The sequence below is a fragment of the Synechococcus sp. MIT S9509 genome (assembly GCF_047303035.1).
Lineage (GTDB): Bacteria > Cyanobacteriota > Cyanobacteriia > PCC-6307 > Cyanobiaceae > Synechococcus_C.
Genome location: NZ_CP138940.1, coordinates 18,769 through 37,639, shown reverse-complemented (window position 1 = coordinate 37,639; position 18,871 = coordinate 18,769). Strand labels below are relative to the sequence as shown.

At 60.5% G+C, this 18,871-nt stretch carries 23 protein-coding genes and 2 tRNA genes; 12 read left to right on the top strand and 13 right to left on the bottom strand.

Annotation, left to right across the window (positions count from 1 at the left end; all coding sequences use genetic code 11):
- Window positions 1-2: 2 nt before the first annotated feature.
- Window positions 3-752, bottom strand: coding sequence for a lipoyl(octanoyl) transferase LipB (gene lipB, locus SIB73_RS00205; RefSeq protein ID WP_413403767.1), 750 nt, complete (start codon window positions 750-752; stop codon window positions 3-5).
- An 11-nt stretch (window positions 753-763) separates the two neighbouring features.
- On the opposite strand from lipB, the gene hpf reads away from it, so the two are divergent.
- From hpf to SIB73_RS00180, 5 genes are read left to right on the top strand one after another with little or no spacing between them, the layout of a single operon-like run.
- On the top strand, window positions 764-1,351 hold the full coding sequence (hpf, locus tag SIB73_RS00200) for a ribosome hibernation-promoting factor, HPF/YfiA family (RefSeq protein WP_413403768.1): 588 nt from the start codon (window positions 764-766) through the stop codon (window positions 1,349-1,351).
- 37 nt (window positions 1,352-1,388) lie between these two features.
- The gene (locus tag SIB73_RS00195; RefSeq protein WP_413403769.1) at window positions 1,389-2,069 is read left to right on the top strand and encodes a 2-deoxyribose-5-phosphate aldolase; all 681 of its coding nucleotides are present in this window, start codon (window positions 1,389-1,391) and stop codon (window positions 2,067-2,069) included.
- Entirely contained in the window at window positions 2,066-2,854 is a 789-nt protein-coding gene (gene recO, locus SIB73_RS00190; protein WP_413403770.1) for a DNA repair protein RecO, read from the top strand. The genes SIB73_RS00195 and recO overlap by 4 nt, the downstream gene beginning before the upstream one ends.
- 29 nt (window positions 2,855-2,883) lie before the next feature.
- Window positions 2,884-4,263, top strand: a complete 1,380-nt coding sequence (locus SIB73_RS00185; RefSeq protein ID WP_413406560.1) for an MFS transporter — start codon at window positions 2,884-2,886, stop codon at window positions 4,261-4,263.
- Window positions 4,264-4,291: 28 nt separating this feature from the next.
- Complete coding sequence (locus SIB73_RS00180) at window positions 4,292-5,482, top strand: glycosyltransferase family 4 protein (RefSeq protein WP_413406562.1); 1,191 nt, start codon at window positions 4,292-4,294, stop codon at window positions 5,480-5,482.
- Between the two features lie 27 nt (window positions 5,483-5,509).
- On the opposite strand, the gene proC is transcribed toward SIB73_RS00180, so the two are convergent.
- The 6 genes from proC to der form a co-directional block, all read right to left on the bottom strand.
- Entirely contained in the window at window positions 5,510-6,328 is an 819-nt protein-coding gene (gene proC, locus SIB73_RS00175; RefSeq protein ID WP_413403771.1) for a pyrroline-5-carboxylate reductase, read from the bottom strand.
- 12 nt (window positions 6,329-6,340) lie between these two features.
- Window positions 6,341-6,916, bottom strand: a complete 576-nt coding sequence (locus SIB73_RS00170) for a cell division protein SepF (protein ID WP_413403772.1) — start codon at window positions 6,914-6,916, stop codon at window positions 6,341-6,343.
- 106 nt (window positions 6,917-7,022) lie between these two features.
- On the bottom strand, window positions 7,023-7,676 hold the full coding sequence (locus tag SIB73_RS00165) for a YggS family pyridoxal phosphate-dependent enzyme (protein WP_413403773.1): 654 nt from the start codon (window positions 7,674-7,676) through the stop codon (window positions 7,023-7,025).
- Between the two features lie 23 nt (window positions 7,677-7,699).
- Window positions 7,700-7,966, bottom strand: coding sequence for a PipX family protein (locus tag SIB73_RS00160; RefSeq protein WP_067093917.1), 267 nt, complete (start codon window positions 7,964-7,966; stop codon window positions 7,700-7,702).
- A gap of 17 nt (window positions 7,967-7,983) precedes the next feature.
- Window positions 7,984-8,901, bottom strand: a complete 918-nt coding sequence (locus tag SIB73_RS00155; protein ID WP_413403774.1) for an energy-coupling factor transporter transmembrane component T family protein — start codon at window positions 8,899-8,901, stop codon at window positions 7,984-7,986.
- A 5-nt stretch (window positions 8,902-8,906) separates the two neighbouring features.
- A complete protein-coding gene (gene der / locus SIB73_RS00150; RefSeq protein ID WP_413406564.1) occupies window positions 8,907-10,274 on the bottom strand; it encodes a ribosome biogenesis GTPase Der in 1,368 nt (455 codons plus the stop codon).
- 195 nt (window positions 10,275-10,469) lie between these two features.
- On the opposite strand from der, the gene SIB73_RS00145 reads away from it, so the two are divergent.
- The gene (locus SIB73_RS00145; protein WP_413403775.1) at window positions 10,470-10,853 is read left to right on the top strand and encodes a L,D-transpeptidase; all 384 of its coding nucleotides are present in this window, start codon (window positions 10,470-10,472) and stop codon (window positions 10,851-10,853) included.
- 3 nt (window positions 10,854-10,856) lie between these two features.
- Here SIB73_RS00145 and SIB73_RS00140 read toward each other — a convergent pair whose 3' ends face one another.
- Window positions 10,857-11,321 (bottom strand): DUF1823 family protein, encoded by a 465-nt coding sequence (locus SIB73_RS00140; RefSeq protein WP_413403776.1) that lies wholly within the window; start codon window positions 11,319-11,321, stop codon window positions 10,857-10,859.
- Window positions 11,322-11,374: 53 nt separating this feature from the next.
- On the opposite strand from SIB73_RS00140, the gene SIB73_RS00135 reads away from it, so the two are divergent.
- From SIB73_RS00135 to SIB73_RS00125, 3 genes are read left to right on the top strand one after another with little or no spacing between them, the layout of a single operon-like run.
- Window positions 11,375-11,956, top strand: a complete 582-nt coding sequence (locus SIB73_RS00135) for a hypothetical protein (RefSeq protein ID WP_413403777.1) — start codon at window positions 11,375-11,377, stop codon at window positions 11,954-11,956.
- A gap of 28 nt (window positions 11,957-11,984) precedes the next feature.
- Window positions 11,985-13,013, top strand: coding sequence for a tRNA dihydrouridine synthase DusB (gene dusB / locus SIB73_RS00130; RefSeq protein ID WP_413406566.1), 1,029 nt, complete (start codon window positions 11,985-11,987; stop codon window positions 13,011-13,013).
- Window positions 13,010-15,112, top strand: coding sequence for a glycosyltransferase family 2 protein (locus SIB73_RS00125; RefSeq protein ID WP_413403778.1), 2,103 nt, complete (start codon window positions 13,010-13,012; stop codon window positions 15,110-15,112). Before dusB ends, SIB73_RS00125 begins: the two co-directional genes overlap by 4 nt.
- Here the strand turns inward: SIB73_RS00125 and SIB73_RS00120 are convergent.
- Together SIB73_RS00120 and cobI are read right to left on the bottom strand one after the other, a co-directional pair.
- Window positions 15,005-15,631: a DUF4079 domain-containing protein gene (locus SIB73_RS00120; protein ID WP_413403779.1), complete on the bottom strand. Its 627-nt coding sequence runs from the start codon at window positions 15,629-15,631 to the stop codon at window positions 15,005-15,007. The two genes, SIB73_RS00125 and SIB73_RS00120, sit on opposite strands and share 108 nt — an antisense overlap.
- Window positions 15,628-16,419 carry a precorrin-2 C(20)-methyltransferase gene (gene cobI / locus SIB73_RS00115; RefSeq protein ID WP_413403780.1) on the bottom strand — a complete coding sequence of 264 codons (792 nt, stop codon included), beginning with the start codon at window positions 16,417-16,419 and terminating at the stop codon, window positions 15,628-15,630. The genes SIB73_RS00120 and cobI overlap by 4 nt, the downstream gene beginning before the upstream one ends.
- A gap of 61 nt (window positions 16,420-16,480) precedes the next feature.
- Between cobI and SIB73_RS00110 the strand changes: the two genes are divergently transcribed.
- Window positions 16,481-17,065, top strand: coding sequence for a 1,2-dihydroxy-3-keto-5-methylthiopentene dioxygenase (locus SIB73_RS00110; RefSeq protein WP_413403781.1), 585 nt, complete (start codon window positions 16,481-16,483; stop codon window positions 17,063-17,065).
- Here SIB73_RS00110 and SIB73_RS00105 read toward each other — a convergent pair.
- From SIB73_RS00105 to aroQ, 3 genes are all read right to left on the bottom strand, one after another.
- On the bottom strand, window positions 17,030-17,272 hold the full coding sequence (locus SIB73_RS00105; RefSeq protein WP_413403782.1) for a hypothetical protein: 243 nt from the start codon (window positions 17,270-17,272) through the stop codon (window positions 17,030-17,032). The genes SIB73_RS00110 and SIB73_RS00105 overlap by 36 nt on opposite strands.
- 171 nt (window positions 17,273-17,443) lie before the next feature.
- Window positions 17,444-18,070 carry a tRNA-(ms[2]io[6]A)-hydroxylase gene (locus SIB73_RS00100; RefSeq protein ID WP_413403783.1) on the bottom strand — a complete coding sequence of 209 codons (627 nt, stop codon included), beginning with the start codon at window positions 18,068-18,070 and terminating at the stop codon, window positions 17,444-17,446.
- A complete protein-coding gene (aroQ, locus tag SIB73_RS00095) occupies window positions 18,067-18,510 on the bottom strand; it encodes a type II 3-dehydroquinate dehydratase (protein WP_413403784.1) in 444 nt (147 codons plus the stop codon). The genes SIB73_RS00100 and aroQ overlap by 4 nt, the downstream gene beginning before the upstream one ends.
- A 105-nt stretch (window positions 18,511-18,615) precedes the next feature.
- Between aroQ and SIB73_RS00090 the strand changes: the two genes are divergently transcribed.
- Window positions 18,616-18,697, top strand: a tRNA-Tyr gene (locus tag SIB73_RS00090).
- 10 nt (window positions 18,698-18,707) lie between these two features.
- Window positions 18,708-18,779: transfer RNA gene (locus SIB73_RS00085), tRNA-Thr, on the top strand.
- The last annotated feature ends 92 nt before the right edge of the window (window positions 18,780-18,871 follow it).

The window sequence follows — 18,871 nt, the reverse complement described above, 5'->3', positions numbered from 1 at the left end:
CCTCAGCGCTGCATCGGCAATCCGGCTGTTTCAGCACTCGCCATCTCCCGACCGCTGTCCTGCCAGACGAGATCGAAGCGCGCAGCCAGGGCATCACGCAGCAGGGATTGCACGATCCCGATCTCCAGATCAGGAATCCAGTCGCGCAGACGCCCCACCGATCGTCCCTTGAGACCACAGGGCACAACTGACCTGAACCCTTCCAGGTCGCAGGTCACATTCAACGCCAGCCCGTGCTGGGTGATCCAGCGTCGGCAACCAACACCGATCGCCGCCACCTTCCGCTGATCGAGCCAGACCCCGGTGAGTCCTTCAATGCGTTCCCCTTGCAGGCCAAGAGCCTGCAACACGTCAATCACAACCTGCTCAAGCTGACGCAGATACCAGTGCAGATCCGTACGACGACGGCGCAGGTCCAGCACCGGATAAGCCACCAGCTGACCGGGTGCATGGTGCGTCACTTCCCCGCCACGATCGATGCGGTGAAGTGGGGCCGGCGGATGCTCCGGATCGAACAACAGGTGGTCTTCACTGGCGCCGCGGCCGAGGGTGAAACAGCGTGGGTGCTGCAGCAGCCAGACCGCTTCCGCATCGGCTCCGGTTGCTGAATCAAGGAGCAAACGCTCCTGCCAGCGGCGCTGCAGATCCCAGGCCTGCTGAAACGGCACTAGTTGATCCGGCTGAAAAAGAAATGCCGAAGACCCTGCTCCGGAATCCAACGGCGTCACTAGCTTTCCTTTAGGCGCAGGCACCGGAGGGATGCATGAAGCTCTTGATCCATGGTCGCAATCTGGATGTGACTCCCGCATTGCGGGATTACACCGAAACGAAGCTTGATCGGGCGATCCATCACTTCGACGATCTTGTTCAGGAAGCGGATGTGCATCTGTCTGTGGCTCGCAACCCCCGCGTGCCGCAGCAGACGGCAGAGGTCACGGTCTTCGCCAGCGGCACGGTGATTCGCGCCCAGGAACGCAGCGAAAATCTCTACGCCAGCATCGATCTGGTGGCAAGCAAGCTGGCTCGGCAGCTGCGTCGTTTCAAGGAACGGCACAGTGATCACCACCACAGCCATGGTCACCGAGCCACGGAGACCCCAACCACTGAAGCGGTACTGGACGACAGCCCCATCGACGGTTCACTGATCGAGGGGAAGGAGGCTCAGCTGCCCAGCCCCGGAGTACGGCGCAAGTACTTCGCCATGCCGCCGATGACGCTGGATGACGCCCGGACCCAGCTGGATCTCATCGACCACGACTTCTATCTGTTCCGCGACAGTGAAAGCGGTGAGCTGCAGGTGATCTATCGGCGCAACCACGGTGGCTATGGCGTGATCCAGGCACGCAACTGAACCTTTCATGGCGGGTTGATCCGTCGTTTGCTCAGCGATGACCAAGTCACCGCGCCGGCAGGAGCTGCCGGACATCCCCCCTCTGATCCACCAGGCCCTGCTCAATCCACTCCTGCAGGAGGAGGAACTGCTCACGCTCTGCGACGCCGCCAAGCAGCTGGGGTTCGGCGGCGTCTGCGTCAGCCTCATTCACCTCGAAGCCGTGCGCAGGCGCCTTGGCGGCCACGGACCGGTGAAACTGATCGCCACCGTGGCTTTTCCCTTCGGCGCACTGCCCACTGAGCTGAAACAGGCCCAGGCCGAATGGGCTGCTGCCCGTGGAGCTGAAGTTCTCGAAGTCACGCCGGACTGGTCGGCACTTGTGAACGGACGTGCCAACAGCTTCGCCGAGGAGCTCGCGGCGATCGCCGCGCTCGATCTGCCCATGAACGTGGTGCTGGACATCAATCATCTGACTGCAGCGCAGCTTGCTCTGGCTGCGGAGGCCGCCGTGGATGCCGGCGCTGCATCACTTCAGGCCGGCAACGGTTTTGGTGCTGCAGTCTCGGCCGATCAGATCAGGGAGCTGCGCCATCTCACCCGAGGGCGTTGCGGCATCAAGGCCGCCGGTGGGATCCGGGAGCTTGAACACGCAGTTGATCTCGTGGGTGCAGGCGCCACCGCGCTGGGCACCGGTCACGGTCCGGCGTTGATGAAAGCCCTGCGCCAACCTCGATGAGTGGGGACAGGCGCATGACGGGACTGGCCCTCAAGGTGGGGCCCCTCGGGGAGCATGACCGGCTGCTGACGCTGCTCAGTGATGAAGCGGGGGTGGTACGACTGGCGGTGCCGGGAGCTCGAAAACCACGCAGCAGCCTCGCCGCTGCAGTGCCACTCACCCTGCTGGATCTGCAGGTGGTGGGTCGTCGCGGCCTGAAGAGAGTGCGTCAGCTGCAGGTCGTGCACAACTACGGCGGTGTCGGCAGACAGCTGGAAACGCTGGCAGCGGCTCAGACCCTGGCGGAACTGGCGATCGCGCTTGTGAGCGACAGCGATCCTGTTCCAGGAATGCTGGACACGGTGCTGATCCATCTCAAGAGTCTCGAGACCCTCAGTCGAGCCACCCAGCCGGACGCCGATCTCTGCCTGGCCATGCTTGTGCAGGCGGGAGTCCATCTGCTGGCGCTGGGTGGCTACGGAATTCCACTGCAGATCTGCTGTCGCACAGGAGCAGAGCTGGCACCTCCGATCGGGCAGTGGGAATGGCGATGCAGTCTGCTGCCTGAAGAAGGGCTGGCAATCGGCTCTTTACCGGGCGCCACGCTTCAGTTCAATCCATCGGAGCTGGCTCTTTTGCAACGGTTGCCCAGGGCGGAACTGCCCCGAAAACGCGATGGCGAACTGATGGGGCCGCGTGCGGTTTGGCTGAAGCTACTGGCCGTCCTGGAATGCTGGTGCCGAGCCCATCTACCCCGCCCCGTGCGATCGCTGGAGATGGTCGGCAACTGCATGCCATCGCAGTGAGCGATCATGACCCCGTCATTGCTGGAACATTGAGCGGATCCCCCCTGAACAGTCCAGAACCGGTCTTACCCACCGGCAACAATCCGGAGGGAGGCAGAGGGCTCCAGGCAGTGCTGCGCCTGAGCGACTTCCGCAAACTCTGGATCGGCCAGATTTTCTCTCAGCTGGCGGACAAGTTCTACATCGTGCTGATGGTCTTCCTGATCGATCAGCACCTGCTGCTCACATCTCAGCAGAACGGTGTGCTTGCGGAGGTTGCGTCCGACTACGGCCTCGATATCAGCACCCGCACACAGGTGATCACCCTCCTGGCAACGGGGATCTTCGTGGCGAACACATTGCCGGCGATGGTCCTCGGCAGTGTGGCGGGTGTTTGGGTTGACCGTTGGCCGAAACGGCGCGTGATGGTGGCCTCGAACGGTCTGCGGGCGCTGATGGTGATGCTGACCCCCCTGTTCCTGATCCCAGGTCCCCTGATCCTTGGACTGCCCTGGGGCTACTGGGGTCTGATCGGCATGACGTTTGTCGAATCGATCCTGACGCAGTTTTTCGCGCCCGCCGAACAGGCGGCCATCACCCTGCTGGTGCCTGGCGAACACCTGCTTGCGGCGAATTCTCTTTACCAAACCACCAGCATGGGAGCCACGATCGTTGGCTTCGCACTGGGAGAGCCGATCCTCAGAGGTCTGAATCACCTCTTCAGCGCGGTGGGCGTGCGCGGTGGTGAATTCATCCTGCTGCCGTTTTGTTATGGCCTGGCAGCCCTGAGCCTGCTTGCAGTCCGTCACCGGGAACAGCAGATCCAGAACAATGGTCGATCGGTCTGGCACGAAATCGGTGAAGGGCTTCAGGTGCTGAAGCGCATCCCCACAGTGCGTAACGCCATGGTGCATCTGGTGTTGCTCTACAGCCTGCTCGCGGCGCTCTACGTGCTGGCCCTGCAGCTGGCAGGCCTGATTCGCACCCTTGGGCCTTCCGGTTTCGGAATGCTGCTTGCCATGAGCGGACTGGGCATGGCCCTTGGCGCCGTGATGATGGCCCAGCTTGGCCATCACTTCAGCCGCCGTCGACTCACTGCAGCAGGGCTGGGGCTGATCACCTTCTCACTGGTTTTACTCAGCCAGTTCAAGGGCTCACTCAACAGCACCCTGGCTCTCTGCGGGATCCTCGGGGTCGGAGCGGCACTGGTCGCCATTCCGGCCCAGACAACCATCCAGGAGGAAACTCCTGAATCCCAGCGGGGAAGAGTGTTCGGCCTTCAGAACAACCTGATCAACATCGCGCTCAGCCTGCCGCTTGTGCTGGCAGGCACTCTGGTCAGCAGCATCGGGCTCAGTCCCGTGTTGTGGTTGCTCGCTCTGTTCGCTCTCGTTGCCGCCCTGCTCGAACGGCCCTGGCAGCGCTGCTAGCGTCAGCCATGGCTCGTGAACGGTGGCGGTGACGCATATTGCCTGGCTAGGCAAAAAAACTCCGTTCTGCGGCAATGTCACCTATGGGCTCAGCACAACGGAGGCCCTGAGGGCAAGGGGTCATCAGACCAGTTTCATTCACTTCGACAATCCGAAGGCTCCCGGCAGCGGCACATCGCTACTCGCCAATGATCCGGATGTGAGTCTTCCCTACCTGGTGAAATCGCAGGTCTATACAATTCCTTCACCAGGTGCCCAGCGCGAGTTGAGGGAATCGCTGGAACGCCTTCAACCCGATCTGGTGCATGCAAGCCTCACGCTGTCGCCACTGGATTTCCGACTGCCGGAGCTCTGTCAGCAGCTTGGGGTTCCCCTTGTGGCGACCTTCCACCCCCCCTTCGATGCAAGCCTGCGCAATCTGACTGCAGGCACCCAGCAGCTCACCTACCAGCTGTATGCGCCGGCCCTTTCCAAGTACGACCGGGTCATCGTGTTCTCTGATCTACAGGCTGAATTCCTGGCGCGCCTGGGCGTGCGTGAAGATCGTCTGGCGGTGATCCCCAATGGAGTGGACACCAACCAGTGGTATCCCACAGCCCCGCAGAAGGAATCGGGCATCGCACCGGCAAAAGGCACTGGCACTGCCGTGCATCAGGTGCGGTCCCGTCTGGGACCGGAGAGAGTCTTCCTTTACCTGGGGCGCATCGCCACGGAAAAAAACGTGGAGGCTCTTCTGCAGGCCTGGCGCCTGGTGAACATGGATGGCTGTCGCCTGGTGATAGTCGGCGAAGGGCCTCTGCGCAGCACTCTTCAGAACAGTTACGACGAAGACGTGTTCTGGTGGGGCTATGAATCGGATCTGGCCACGCGCATTGCCTTGCTCCAGTGCGCCGAAGTGTTCATTCTTCCCTCTCTCGTGGAGGGTCTTTCACTGGCACTGCTTGAAGCCATGGCCAGTGGCTGTGCCTGTGTGGCAACGGATGCTGGAGCTGACGGAGAAGTGCTGACCGGTGGAGCAGGAATCGTGATGAGCACCCTTGGAGTGACCAGTCAGTTGCGCACCCTGCTACCAGTGCTGCGCGATCAACCCGTGCTGACGGGCGAACTTGGTCGACAGGCCCGCCAAAGAGTTCTGCAGCGCTACACGATGAGCCGCAACATCGATTCACTCGAAAGGCTCTACGGGGAGCTGATCCGCAGAGCACCCCTGGCAGCCTGAACTCATGTCATGGAGCGCTAGCTCAGTTCAGCGCAAAAGCCTTCCATGCTCCGTGGCCGCGACCACCGCCTCGATCAAAGCAGTTCGAACACCGGCTTGTTCCAACTTGCGAAGAGCCGCCATGGTCGTGCCTCCAGGTGAGGCAACCATGTCTTTGAGCTGAGCTGGATGGAGCTGCTGCTGATCAAGCAATTCAGCAGTGCCGGCCAATGTCCGATGAGCCAGATGATGGGCCAGATCACGCGGCAAACCAGCAGCCACTGCGCCATCAGCCATGGCTTCAGCCACAAGAGCCACATAGGCAGGGCCTGAAGAGGTCAGTGCCAGAAACGCATCCAACTTCGACTCCGGCAGCTCAAGTACCTCGCTCACAGGCTCAAAGGCTTCCTTCACCCAGTGACGCTGCTGCGCAGTAACCCCTTCTCCCCATGTCAGACCACACAATCCTTCCCCCACCAGGCAGGGCGTGTTGGGAACAGCACGAACACAGACCCGACCAGGGAATTGTTTTTGGAGACGCTCAAGGGTGACCCCCGCCAGCACAGAGATCAGCAGAGAAGACTGTCCGGATTGAGGTGGCCCAACGCTTTCAGCCAGAGCATCAAGCTGCTGCGGTTTGACGGCCAACAACTGAACCGGTGCCTTCCAGGCATCCATCGCTCTGGGATCCGACGCCGTGACAAGTGTCAGACCATCCGGCAAAGCAGGAGTCAACCGAGCAACAGAAGCATCACTGCCGACAACGCCGATCACATCGGCTGACTGAAGCTTGCCTTTCTCAATCAGAGGAAAGATCAAGGCCTGGGCCATGCGGCCCAAACCGATCACACCAACAGAACCGGTCACCGAAGCGAGGACTCAAAGAGCCGCAGCATCGGAAACCGCCCAGGCAGGTGCAGGGGCGACGCTGCTCTCGACAGAGGCCTGCTCAACATCCTTGGTGACAACGGTGGGAGTGGTGCTTTCTTCCTGACTGGCGTTGGTCACGGTCACGCAACTCGGTGCAAACAGGAAGATGCTCTCGCCGACACGCTCCTGATGACCATCGATGGCGAAGGTTCCACCGGCAACAAAATCAACAGCTCTCTGTGCCTGATCAGGCTCCATCATCGTGAGGTTCAAAATGACAGTTTTGCGTTCACGCAAAGCCTGAATCGCCCTGGGCATTTCATCAAAGCTGCGCGGCTCCATCAGGGAAACTTCTGCTGCACCGGAACTGATTCCAGGCATCCCGATCACATTCGAGCCGGTGAAATTCTGATCCATCTCAAAGGGATTGGATGCATCCAGAGGAGCGAGAGCGCTGCTGTTCACAGATGACATGCTCTGCATGTTGTCTTCTTGCTCGCCCGTGTCGTAGTCGAGCTCGTCATAATCGCCGTCTAGATATTCATCGCCAGCAACGACCGCACGAAGACGAGAAATCAACGACACTGGAAAACCGCAAAACCTTGACCCTGAATAGCGCTCGACGGAGTTGTGAGCAAGCGTGTCCAGATGAATTGATGTCCATCTGATTACTTTGATTGTGTGGTTGTGATCAGGGGGTCACAGACGGACGCTCACCAAACAGTGCGGACCCCACACGAACCCAGGTCGCCCCTGCTGCCGCGGCCTGCGGCCAGTCACCGCTCATTCCCATCGAACACTGCGTCAGATCCAGCTCATCCGCCAGATTGCGGCAAGCCCTGAACAGGTCCTGCCGCTCAGGGATGTCCAGCCCCAACGGAGCCATGGTCATCAGTCCGGCAACATTCAGGCCGGGCAACTGGCGCAGCACCGGCCAGGCCTCTTTCAGTGATTCCGGGTCCCATCCCCCCTTCGAGGGATCAGACCTCAGCTTCACCTGGAACAGCACCGATGGGTAACAGCACTCCTCCACGGCGATTCGGGATGAACGCTCAGCCAGGGCCATCGAATCGATGGAATGAATCCAGCTGAAGGCTCTGACCACGGCACGCACCTTGTTGGCCTGCAGGCGACCAATGAAATGCCAGCGCAAATCAGTGAGGTCCGAGAGAGCCTCCTGCTTGGGCAAGGCCTCCTGAACACGGCTCTCACCGAAGTCGAGCTGACCACAGACTGCAAGCTCTCGAATGGCTGAAGCCGGCTGCATCTTGCTCACAGCAAGCAGATTGACTCCCGGCGGGAGACGCTGCTGCAGTTGCTGCCAGCGGCTCTGAATCTCCGTCACTCGAGCTGTCCGTCTTGCATGGGTCAGATGAAGGTCTGATCGAACAACTGCTTCCAGCTGCCGTAATCCTCCGATGCATCCCGGCGGCGCCTGGCGAGGTTCAACTCGGCGTGATGACGAGCATCGAGATAGGGAATCACCTCGAACTGAGCACCTCTTGGTTGAAGGGTGACAAGAAAAAACATGCGCTGGGCGTACAACGTGGCGTACACATCTCGCCCTTCCCCGGCAGGGGCCACTCTGTAGAGCATCCCAAAGGTGGGGTGATTGAGATAACCCTCAGCGCTCACAGACCTGAAAACGGGGATCAGAGAGCACCGTACCTTCCGCGCAGAACCAGAACAGTGACAAGCCCCACAGCGGCAACCCCGTTGAGAATGCTGCGGGCAACACCCTTCGAGGTCTGCTCCGGACGAAATGCATCAGCGGGCAACCAGGTTCCGCCTCGAGCGAGCAGCGCTTCCGCGCCCTGTTCGGCACGCAAAAGAATGTTGGCCAGGAGGCGCTCTCCAACAGAAAGCACCAGACCGAAGGAGGCTTTGAAACCGAGTCGGCGCAGGTTGACGGCACGACTGGCAAGCGAGCGCAACAGGTTCTGGAGCTCCTCCTGGACCAACGGCAGAAAGCGAAGTGCCAGCAGCAGCTGAAAACTGAGCCGATCAATCGGCACTCCAAGACGAGCCAGGGGAGCCAGCCACCAGCTCAGTGACCACATCAGCTCCTCACTGGGGGTGGACAGCAGCATCAGATTCACGCTGTGGACAACGGTCACGATCAAGGTGGCGCTGTTCAACCCAAGTTCAGCCGAGCGACGATCGACCACAAGCGGCCCCAGCTTCAGGGATCCCAGCTGAAGGGGCCCCAGGCGAACCAGCTCCCAGGAAGGTGACGTGAGCGCGAGGCCTGGAATCTCCGCCGGTGGCCTCAGGTTCAGGCTGGCTCCAGGATCGCCGGTCGGCAGCAGCATGGCCAGCAATCCGACCGCACAACCAAGAACGCTGACCAGCAACAAGGAACGCCACCACAATCGCGCCGGCAAACCACTCACCAGGGTGATCAAGAGCAGGGCCAGCACAAGTGCAACTCGCCAGAGCGGACCTGCCAGCACAGGGGTGAGCAGAAACACCAGCACCCACAACAGCTTCAGGCGTGGATCCAGCTGACGCAACCAGCCTCCGGCACCATCCACGTACTGCCCGATCGGTATCTGCCTCAGCCAATCCATGCCGCTCAGCCCTGGTGGTTCTGCTGCCTGGCCAGATCCCTTTCAGCGTCCCGCTGCTGCTTTCCACGCCAGAACAGCTTCAAGGGAGTGCCGTCGAATCCGAGCCCTTCACGAATCTGACGTTCAACGTATCGGCGGTAGGTATCTCCGAAAAGCTTGGGTTCATTCACGAAAAGAGTGAAACTCGGTGGTCTGGTCGCGACCTGAGTGCCGTAATAAAGCCTGCCCTGACGACCGCCCCGGGTTGTCGGCGGGCTGCGCCAGCTGAGAGCTTCCTTCAGCACTTCGTTGACTACAGAGGTGCTGACACGACGACGGTGCTGCTCCACGGCGAGGACAGCGAGGGCGAAGATACTGTCGACACGCTGGCCGGTGAGAGCTGAGGTGAACAGCATCGGAGCCCAGTCGAGGAAATACAGCTTGGAACGCAGTTCTTTTTCCATGGCAGACATGGTGTGGCTGTCCTTCTCCACGGCATCCCATTTATTGACAACGACCACACAGGCCCGACCGTCCTCTTCGATGCGACCAGCGAGGCGCTGATCCTGCTCGGTGACACCATCCAGCGCGTCGATGACCAGCACGCAGACATCACTGCGTTCAATCGCCTTGAAACTGCGGTTGATGCCGAAGAATTCAGGTCCGTAATTGACGCTGCGACGCCGACGGATCCCAGCGGTGTCGACCAGGCGCCAGGGGCGGTTTTCACGCACGATGCTGGTGTCAATCGTGTCGCGTGTTGTTCCTCGAATCGGACTCACAATGGCCCTCTGCTCGCCGCAGATGGCATTCAGAAGGCTTGATTTACCGACATTCGGACGACCGATGATGGCCATCTGAATTGGCTCTTCCTGATCGCCCTCCTGATCCTTCGGAGGCAGGAAGGTGAGAACGCGATCCAGGACCTCCGCAGTCCCTGCCCCATGAATGGCGGAAATGGGGTAAGGCTCTCCAAGCCCAAGGCTCCAGAACTCCGCAGCCATGGCCAGACCCTGATCGGGCGACTCGCACTTGTTCACCGCAAGCAACGTTGGGCACCGCTGACCACGCAGAAACTCCGCGATGGCCTCATCCGATGCCGTGAGGCCCTGCTGACCGTCAACGATCACCACAGCGACACTGGCCTCCTCAAGCGCAAGCGAAGCCTGCTCACGGATTTCAGGAAGAAATTCACTGTCGTCGTCGAACACCAGTCCGCCGGTGTCAACCACCTTGAATTCACGGTCCCCCCAGTAACCATCCTGGTAGGTGCGATCACGGGTGACACCCGGTTGGTCATGGACAATCGCCTCCCTGCTGCGGCAGAGACGATTGACCAGCGTGGACTTGCCGACGTTGGGACGCCCGATGATCGCGACGACGGGACGCGCCAAGAAGGTCCACAGCAGGAACAGCCTTGACAGTACAGAGGCGCCTGTCGTTGGGATGAGGAGTGGGACGAGCAACAGAAGCGGGCGTCGCTCGACTTTTCATTTCGCCGAAAGGAATGGGAATTCTTTCCGAGCGAGACCAGTGAGACTCAGACGAGACGGCTAGCCATGGGTCAGTGAACTCGCTGTCACATCATCATGCTCGAACTGATCGCCACCCTGGTGGTGGACCTTTCGGATCAACAACTCACCGTCTACGACAAGAATCAAGAGGTTGTGCGGGTCATCCCCGTGAGCACCGGTAAGGCGTCCACGCCAACCCCCACAGGGGAAGCCAAGGTGCTGACCAAATACCGCTCAGTGACCATGCGCGGACGGGGCTATGTCGCGCCGGGCGTGCCCTACGCAATGTGCATCACCGCCAACGAGATGATCTGCATGCACGGAGCTCCATGGCAGGAAGATGCAGGCCAGGCCTTCGGTGTGCCTCGCAGCCATGGCTGTGTTCGCATGCCCACACATCAGGCCCGCTGGCTGTTTGAAAACACGCTCAAGGGCACCAAGGTGGTGATTCAGGTGTGAAGCTCATCCAAGCGGCGGATCACCGGGATGACCCTGAACCGGATCCGCCGGAGCATCGAGCAGAGCTGGCAGAGCACCGTCCTCCTGCAACGGTTCGCCAGCAGACACAAGCCAGGCCAGCAACCAGTTCACCGCGGTGGCTCGGCGGGTGCGCCTCGGATAAAGCTCATCGATTCGATATCCGCCGAAATTGAGCTGCTGCTTCAGCAGCTGTTTGGATTCCCTGGGAATCGACCGAGTCAGCCTCACCGAAGCCTGCCGCGAAGCAATCACCGGCGGGGCTTCCGGGAAGTCCTTCCCCCAGTCGGTGGGCGTTTCAGGGCCCGCAAGCCATGGCCCCTCACCACCCTCAGGGCAGAGATAGCCGAGTCGCTCCCAGACCAGCGAAGCCACGAATTGATCGCTAAGGCGGTCCTCGAGGATCGCCATCAGCAGAGTCCGGCTCAGGATCCAGGAGTTGGAAGACATGGGCGCATGTTGTCATCCACAGCCTCAGGGGGTGCCTCCGTTACCTTCTGAGCATGTACGTCTTCGAAACATCTCTGGAACCGAAGACGTCGCTTCTCGGCGACGCACGCCTGCAGCGGCTGGTTTTTCGACTTCCAAACGAGGTCATGGCAACGGTCAGACGTGATCGCCGGCGACTGCTCAAAAATGTGGAGACCGGGGAAGTGACTTCCCCTCCATGGGATGCACAGGGCGGGGTGTGCTTCAGCTACAGCGGCAAGACAGGTATCAGCACCCCTGTGTTCGTCGATCGTCGCGACGCTCCTCTGGGCAACAGAGGCCTGCAACGCCTGCGGGCTGGCTGTCCTGTGCGTTTGACGGTTCGACAGGTGCGGCACCTGAAACCTCGTGCCGGCACACGCCTTCAGGTGTTGAAAGTGCAGGTGCTCCATCTCGATGCTCCCCACCAAGGGGGACTGGCCAGTCCCCACAGCATTCAGACCGTGAACCTTCAGCTGCCGCTGGATCTGATGCAGGACGTGGAGCGTCTGGCCAGGCATGAAGACTGGTCCAACCAGGCCTGGCTCCGCAATGCCATCGAAACCCAGGTCCGCCTCACCCGCACCCGACTTGGGCTGGATGAGTCAGCGGCCTGAAACGGATTGAGACCTGCGGATGGCGAGGATGCGTGAACTGAATCAAGTCCCGATGGCCAGGGCTCTGCGGCTGAGTGGAAGCAGCGTCGAACGCATCCTGCGATGCACCGTGATGCAGTCTCCACTGGCAGGAGTCAGCGACAGAATTTTCCGTGCTCTGGTGAGGCGCTGGGCGCCGGACGCTCTGCTGTTCACGGAAATGGTGAATGCCACCAGTCTTGAGCTGGGCCACGGCAGGGGAAAAGTCGAGGAGCTGAGCGAGGAAACCGGACCGATCGGCGTCCAGCTGTTCGATCACAGACCGGCAGCAATGGCTGATGCGGCTCGTCGCGCCGAGGACGCCGGTGCCTTCCTGATCGACATCAACATGGGATGTCCGGTGCGAAAAATCGCCCTCAAAGGCGGGGGCAGCGGCTTGATCCGCGATCCCGGTCTGGCCTGCAGGATCGTTGAAACCGTGGCTTCAGCCGTGGGCGTGCCCGTCACGGTGAAGACACGCCTGGGATGGTGCAATCAACCGCAGGTTGAAGGATGCCATCACGCGGCTGTCTCCTGGAGCAGACAGCTGCAGGATGCAGGTGCCACTCTTCTGACCTTGCACGGCCGTACAAGAGAACAACGCTTCAGCGGAACAGCTGACTGGGAAGCGATTGCGGCTGTCAAGCGTTCACTGGGCATTCCCGTGATCGCCAACGGCGATGTCAACAGCCCTGAAGCAGCCTTGCGCTGCCTTGAGAAAACCGGGGCAGATGGAGTGATGGTGGGGCGAGGGACCATGGGGGCCCCCTGGCTGGTTGGACAGATCGATGCGGCACTGAGCGGTCGCGCCATTCCCCTCACTCCAGGGCCGAGGGAACGCCTGATGCTGGCCTCAGAACAATTGCAGGCACTGGTTAAGTCGCGTGGAGATCACGGCCTGCTGATCGCTCGCAAACACATGAGCTGGACCTGCACGGGATTCACCGGTGCATCTCAGTTCCGCCAGAAACTGATGCGTGCACCCACCCCTGATCAGGCTCTGTCACTGCTTCAACAGCAGCAGGAGCAGCTGGCTTGAATTGGCTGCCACTGCTTGTGCTGGTGTGGCCGCTCTGGTTGAACCGGCAGCCAGAGCAGCAAAGCCCGGTCTGGAAGCGGCGCAGTCTGATCGTGCTGATCAGCCTGCTGACAGCCCGCTACCTGCACTGGCGAATCACCAGCAGCCTCAACCTGAACACTCAGCTGAGCACGGGGTTGAGCCTGTTGTTGCTGTGCGCGGAAGCCTGGCTGCTGCTGTCAGGCCTGTTGCCGTTATGGCTCTCCTGGCGTCGCTTTCCCGACCGTCGAACCAGGGTGCAACAACTGAGAGAGGAATGGCGGAACAGCGACTGGCGACCGCTGGTCGACGTCCTTGTGCCCACCTACGGAGAACCCCTCGAAGTGTTGGAACGCAGCCTGATCGCCTGCTGCAATCTGGACTATCAAAACCGTCGCGTCTGGGTGCTGGATGACAGCGGCCGTTCGGAAGTGAAGCAGCTGGCGCTCAGGCTCGGCTGTCGTTATCGCCACCGCCCTGAGCGCAACAGTGCCAAAGCCGGCAATCTCAATGCCGGCCTGCGCCATTGCAACGGCGAGCTGCTGGCAGTGTTCGACGCTGACTTCATTCCACAGAGAGACTTTCTCGAGTGCTGCATCGGTTTTTTCCAGGACCCCAAGGTTGGGCTGCTTCAGACCCCGCAAACCTTCATCAACGCCGATCCCGTGATGCGCAATCTGGTCATGGAACGCTGGCTGCTGCCCGATGAAGAAAGCTTTTACCGATGGATCGAACCTGTCCGGGATGGCTGGGGGGCCGTGGTGTGCGCCGGCACTGCCTTTCTGGCTCGCCGCAGCGCCATCGATTCAGTTGGAGGTTTCAGGGAACAGGCGATCTCAGAGGATTTCGTCACCGGTCTGAGGCTCCGCCGCCGAGGCTGGAAACTGCTCTATCTCCAACAGAAGCTCAGCGCAGGTCTGGCCGCTGAAACGATGGCCGACTTCGTGAGACAACGGCAGCGCTGGGCGAACGGAACGCTGCAAAGCCTGCGACTCCATGACGGACCGCTGGGCCGGGGTGACCTGCGAATCGGCGAGCGGCTGGCTTACCTCGAGGGCGTTGTGCACTGGTTCAACAACATGCCACGACTGGTGCTGATGTTGATGCCGCTCAGCTACGGCCTGCTCGGCACCGTTCCCATCCTGATCAACACCGATGAAGCCCTGCGCATGCTGTTGCCGCTCTGGGCAACTCTTCTGCTCAGCATCGGCTGGATCAACAGAGGCTCCCGCACCGCCCTGCTGAGCGAACTCACCGGCTGGGTGCTCACGGTGCCGCTGACGCTGACCGTTTTCACCAATCTGCTGGGACACATCGGCGGCTTTCGCGTGACACCGAAACACCAGAAACGGGACCGAGGCAGCTTCAGCTTTGCTCTGGTGACACCTCTGCTGGCGCTGCTGCTGCTGAACCTGATCAACCTGTACGGACTGATGACGACACCATCACTGGACAGCGAGATCCTCGACTCCAGGCCCCTTGGTCTGACCTGGGCCGTGATCAACCTGCTCAGCCTCTGGATTGCACTGCGCGCCTGCTGGGATCCACCCGCACACGACCCGGCCCCATGGCAGGCCGCTTGTTTGCCAGCCGAGCTGGAGGACAGCGATGGACTGCGGCGACCCTGTCGAATCACGGCCCTCAGCGAAACCGGCGTGGAACTTGATACCGCCATTCCCTTACCGGCGGAGGTGAACCTCGAACGACTTCACTGGACCAACGAGGTGCCCGCTCTGCCTGTTGTGGAGGAACGCAAGCAGGGCAATCGAGTTGCGCTGCGCTGGCAGGAACTCAGCGACCGAAATCGACAGCAGCTCATCCTCTGGCTGTTCTGCAGGCCTGGATGCTGGCCTGAACGTCAGGCATCACCGGAATGGCAAGCATTGATCGTCTTGATCAGCCGTCTGTTCACCCTGCCGTCACGCCAACCGTTCCATCGCTGCCTGATGCCACAGACCCCACTGCACCGAGCCTCAACCAAGCCAGAGATCACGGGTCCCGGTGATGGCCTGCGTTGCCAGGAGCAATGCCACAAAAACGTTCAGAGCCACATGAATCCGGCGCATCCACAGACGCCCTGAGATCTCCCGCTGACAGGCCATGGTGAGCAGCAGGAATGCGAGCAGCAACAGTCCGCCCCAGGTGTGCGACTGCCAGACCGCAGGAGCCGCCAGCGCGCGATCTCTCACCAGCAGAGGCTGAATTGTGATCAGCAGCAGAAACAACCAACAGCTCCAGGACAACAGCAGCCGCAGGGCCAGTCGACGGGTGCGCAGCAGGGCCAGGAACGACAAAACAACCCCGGATGCCTGAACAAGGGCCACCAACCAGCTGCCGGCGCCGGCGCCGGCGGCAGCCAGGTCGTGACTCAAGGCAAACAGCACAGCCACGAGCAGGCCAGCCGTCGCCCAGCGACCGTGATCCACATGTTCAACAGGAACGGTTGGAGCGATGGGATTGATCTCCAGACGGCGCTCCCTGGCCAGAATTCCCAGCCGGATCGTTGCGCCGATCACGGGATAGACAAACAGGATGATCAGCACCGGATGCACGAGCGCCAGCCATTGCAGCGGTGTCAGCGGTTGCAGGGCGGCAGTCAAGGCAACACCTCTGGCCAGAACTGACGGATCAGCAACAGTGAAAAGTAGGGCTTCACATCATCTGGCACCGCCCGAGCCGGTGTCACCCACTGATCGGGCCAACCGACCCGCTGAGCGAAGAGCGCTTGATCAAGCAGCTTTGCCTGCTCCAGCGCGCCACGAACCCAGGGCCAGCGCTGCCCCACTTTGAGCAAAGCGAGCACGGTGGATGTTTGGCGTGCTCTGTCAAGCAAAGCGACGAACTCGGCGCCAGTCTCCGGACAGGGGCGAATCAGCAGCCCCTCCTGCTGAAAGGCCAGAGGACTGTCGTGAGCCCCTTCGACTGCGGCTGCCGCCGCCGCACAAACAGATGGAACGCCTGGAATCAAGGCGAATGGCACATCTGGGTGATGACGACGCAAAGCCAGCTGCACGTAGCTCCCCGTAGCAAACAGCGACACATCCCCTTCACAGAGCAGCACCACCCGGTGGCCGGCTCTGACCTCTTCGACCAGCGCATAAGCAGCCTGTCTCCAGGCTGTGATTCGTGGCTGAGCCTCAGCAACCATCGGGAACAACAGAGGCAGGCAACGCTGATCAGACCGAAGCCAGCGGGAGGCGATCGTTAGGGCCATGCCCTCTGCTCCTTCATGGGCAATGGGATGGGCAACAACATCAGCGGCTTCAAGGGCTCGAACAGCAGCCACCGTGAGCAGCTCGGGATTTCCCGGGCCCACACCGACCAGCGTGAGCTGATTCGGAGAACACTCGGACGAGATGGACAACGGCAAACCAGGCCAACCAGCCATCCAGCATGATGAACAGGGTGGAAGCAGCCTCATTCACTGCTTCTGTCCAGACTCCAGCACCATGAGTGAACTCACTCTTTATTCAGTTGCCACCAACGCCGTCCAGATGCAAACACGGGACGGCGGAAGGATCCAGGATCTGCTGAAGCAGCGAGGCATCGGCTTCGAACGCTGGCCTGCGCAGCATCAGCTGGATTTCAACGCCTCAGCCGCAGAGATCCTGGCGGCTTACAGACGCGAAATCGAGTGGACAAAGGAACGCGGCAATTTCCCAAGTGTCGATGCCATCAGGGTGCTGCCCGATCATCCTGACCGAGTGGCCCTGCGGCAGAAGTTTCTCAAGGAACATGTTCACGCCGAGGACGAGGTGCGCTTCTTCGTTGAGGGCTGCGGTCTGTTCTGCCTGCACATCGGCGATGAAGTCTTGCAGGTGCTCTGCGAAACCAATGACTGGATCAGTGTTCCAGCCGGGACTCGCCATTGGTTTGACATGGGCGTCAACCCATGGTTCTGCACACTGAGATTTTTCAACAATCCCAGCGGCTGGATCGCCGAATTCACAGGCGATTCGATCGCCGACCGCTATCCCAGCCTCAACACGTCGTGGAAATCAGGCTGCGAGCAGCAAACGAGCCTCAACCGGTGATTTCAATGATGAGGTCCTGCTGGTCGGCAACTCCTTGACCAGCGACTCTTCGCTCAGCAGCAAGGCAGCTTCCAGGTCAGCGCAACGGCCGATCAGATCACGCACGAGCGGGTCGGACTTGAGGCCATCCCACTGCTCATCGGTGGTGCCGTTCCTCAAAGCCTGCAGCGAATCGGCAACGGCGGTCACAGGGTCAAACATCGACATCGCAAAGTGACTGGGTCAATCTTAGAACTGACCCAGGCTCCATGGCGAGTCTCTTCAGACTTCTTTTGGACTCTGATTACAAAGGTCCCGCATCTGAGGCTCAATGCAGGCTGCATCAATCGACGAACCATGCCGTCACTAGATGTTGTCAGGAGATCAGTAGACCCCTGGTCAGGCATCAACTCCCACTGAATGCATGCGCACGGCCTCAGGAGTAGGCAGCTCGCCACGAAGCGCATCCACTTCAGCCGCGGCCAGCTCATGCAGTCGAGGCACAATCAGGTCCCTTGGATAACGGTCGGCACACAACACCCAATAAAGACCGAAGTGTCGAGCTTCACTCTTCAACAGGTCTCCATAGAGCAGGCGCAGATCTGGATCCGGACTGTGCTCGGCCAGCAATGCCATCCGCTCGTGGCTCCGAGCCTCGATCAATCCCGCCACCAGAAACGAATCGAGCATGCGCTCGGGCTCTCCCCGACGCACCTGCTTGGCCAGCCATGCTCCATAACCAGGCGAGGGCAAAGGCTCCAGGTAGCGGCCCCGATCCTTCAGAAGCCTCAGCACCCGCTCAAAGTGCTCAAGCTCCTCCCGCGCCAGCGGACTGAGAGCCTCGCCCAGACCCGGCTCACACAAATATCTGAACATCAGCTGCACCGCGGCCCCAGCCGCTTTGCGTTCGCAATGGGCATGGTCGATCAGCACCTCCATCGGTCTGGCGATGGCCTGCTCAACCCAGTCACGGCTGGTGGGTGCTGCAAGCCAGCGGATGCTGGGCACCGAAGAGGTGATGGTCATGCTGCAGCTCTGCGAAGGTGGTTCAGCAGGCCATCGAAGGCCAGGTCATAACTGAAGGGACCGAAGCCACTCACCACACCAACCGCACGATCAGCCAGAAAGGAGTTATGGCGAAAGGGCTCACGGGCATGCGTGTTGCTGAGATGCAGCTCGACGTAAGGAATGGCCACACCCAGCAGAGCATCACGCAAGGCAATGGAAGTGTGGGTGTAGGCGCCTGCATTCAGGAGAATCCCATCGACCTCGCCCATGGCCTGGTGGACACGCTCCACCAGCGCTCCTTCGAAATTGCTTTGAAAACAGTCCAGTTGCACGCCTGCTGCAGCTGCGCGCTGACTCAGCTCTCCCTCAATCTGCTCGAGAGTCTGATGTCCATAAAGACCTGGTTCTCGTTGCCCCAGCAGGTTGAGGTTGGGACCGTTCAGGAGCAGCAGGCGCATGGCCTAAGGAGTATTCCTCTCGCTTCCAATCGTATCGAGAACCAACGAGAGACACAGACCGCTGAAGAGATCGTCTGGCCGACTGGTAAGTTCTTCCAGTGGTTCGGGTCGGTGCCCGAGTGGTTAATGGGGGCGGACTGTAAATCCGCTGGCTCTGCCTACGTTGGTTCAAATCCAACCCGGCCCATCCACCACAAGCCCTTGTAGCTCAGCGGTAGAGCACTCCCTTGGTAAGGGAGAGGTCTCGAGTTCAAGTCTCGACAAGGGCTTCACTCAACACCCAGGCACCGGGTGTTGAGTCCGGAGGCAATCAAGAAAGGATTGCTGCTCTGGAGCCTCAACTGGTTTTCGGTGGCGTCAA

What these genes read in the sequence shown, in the direction of transcription:
- aroQ (WP_413403784.1), bottom strand. Translation starts at nt 18,510, where the DNA reads ATGCGCCTGCTGCTCCTGAACGGTCCCAACCTCAACCTGCTGGGGCAA.
- hpf (WP_413403768.1), top strand. Translation starts at nt 764, where the DNA reads ATGAAGCTCTTGATCCATGGTCGCAATCTGGATGTGACTCCCGCATTG.
- SIB73_RS00155 (WP_413403774.1), bottom strand. Translation starts at nt 8,901, where the DNA reads ATGGATTGGCTGAGGCAGATACCGATCGGGCAGTACGTGGATGGTGCC.
- recO (WP_413403770.1), top strand. Translation starts at nt 2,066, where the DNA reads ATGAGTGGGGACAGGCGCATGACGGGACTGGCCCTCAAGGTGGGGCCC.
- SIB73_RS00110 (WP_413403781.1), top strand. Translation starts at nt 16,481, where the DNA reads ATGAGTGAACTCACTCTTTATTCAGTTGCCACCAACGCCGTCCAGATG.
- cobI (WP_413403780.1), bottom strand. Translation starts at nt 16,419, where the DNA reads ATGGCTGGTTGGCCTGGTTTGCCGTTGTCCATCTCGTCCGAGTGTTCT.
- SIB73_RS00140 (WP_413403776.1), bottom strand. Translation starts at nt 11,321, where the DNA reads ATGTCTTCCAACTCCTGGATCCTGAGCCGGACTCTGCTGATGGCGATC.
- SIB73_RS00100 (WP_413403783.1), bottom strand. Translation starts at nt 18,070, where the DNA reads ATGACCATCACCTCTTCGGTGCCCAGCATCCGCTGGCTTGCAGCACCC.
- dusB (WP_413406566.1), top strand. Translation starts at nt 11,985, where the DNA reads ATGCGTGAACTGAATCAAGTCCCGATGGCCAGGGCTCTGCGGCTGAGT.
- SIB73_RS00195 (WP_413403769.1), top strand. Translation starts at nt 1,389, where the DNA reads ATGACCAAGTCACCGCGCCGGCAGGAGCTGCCGGACATCCCCCCTCTG.
- SIB73_RS00145 (WP_413403775.1), top strand. Translation starts at nt 10,470, where the DNA reads ATGCTCGAACTGATCGCCACCCTGGTGGTGGACCTTTCGGATCAACAA.
- SIB73_RS00135 (WP_413403777.1), top strand. Translation starts at nt 11,375, where the DNA reads ATGTACGTCTTCGAAACATCTCTGGAACCGAAGACGTCGCTTCTCGGC.
- SIB73_RS00105 (WP_413403782.1), bottom strand. Translation starts at nt 17,272, where the DNA reads ATGTCGATGTTTGACCCTGTGACCGCCGTTGCCGATTCGCTGCAGGCT.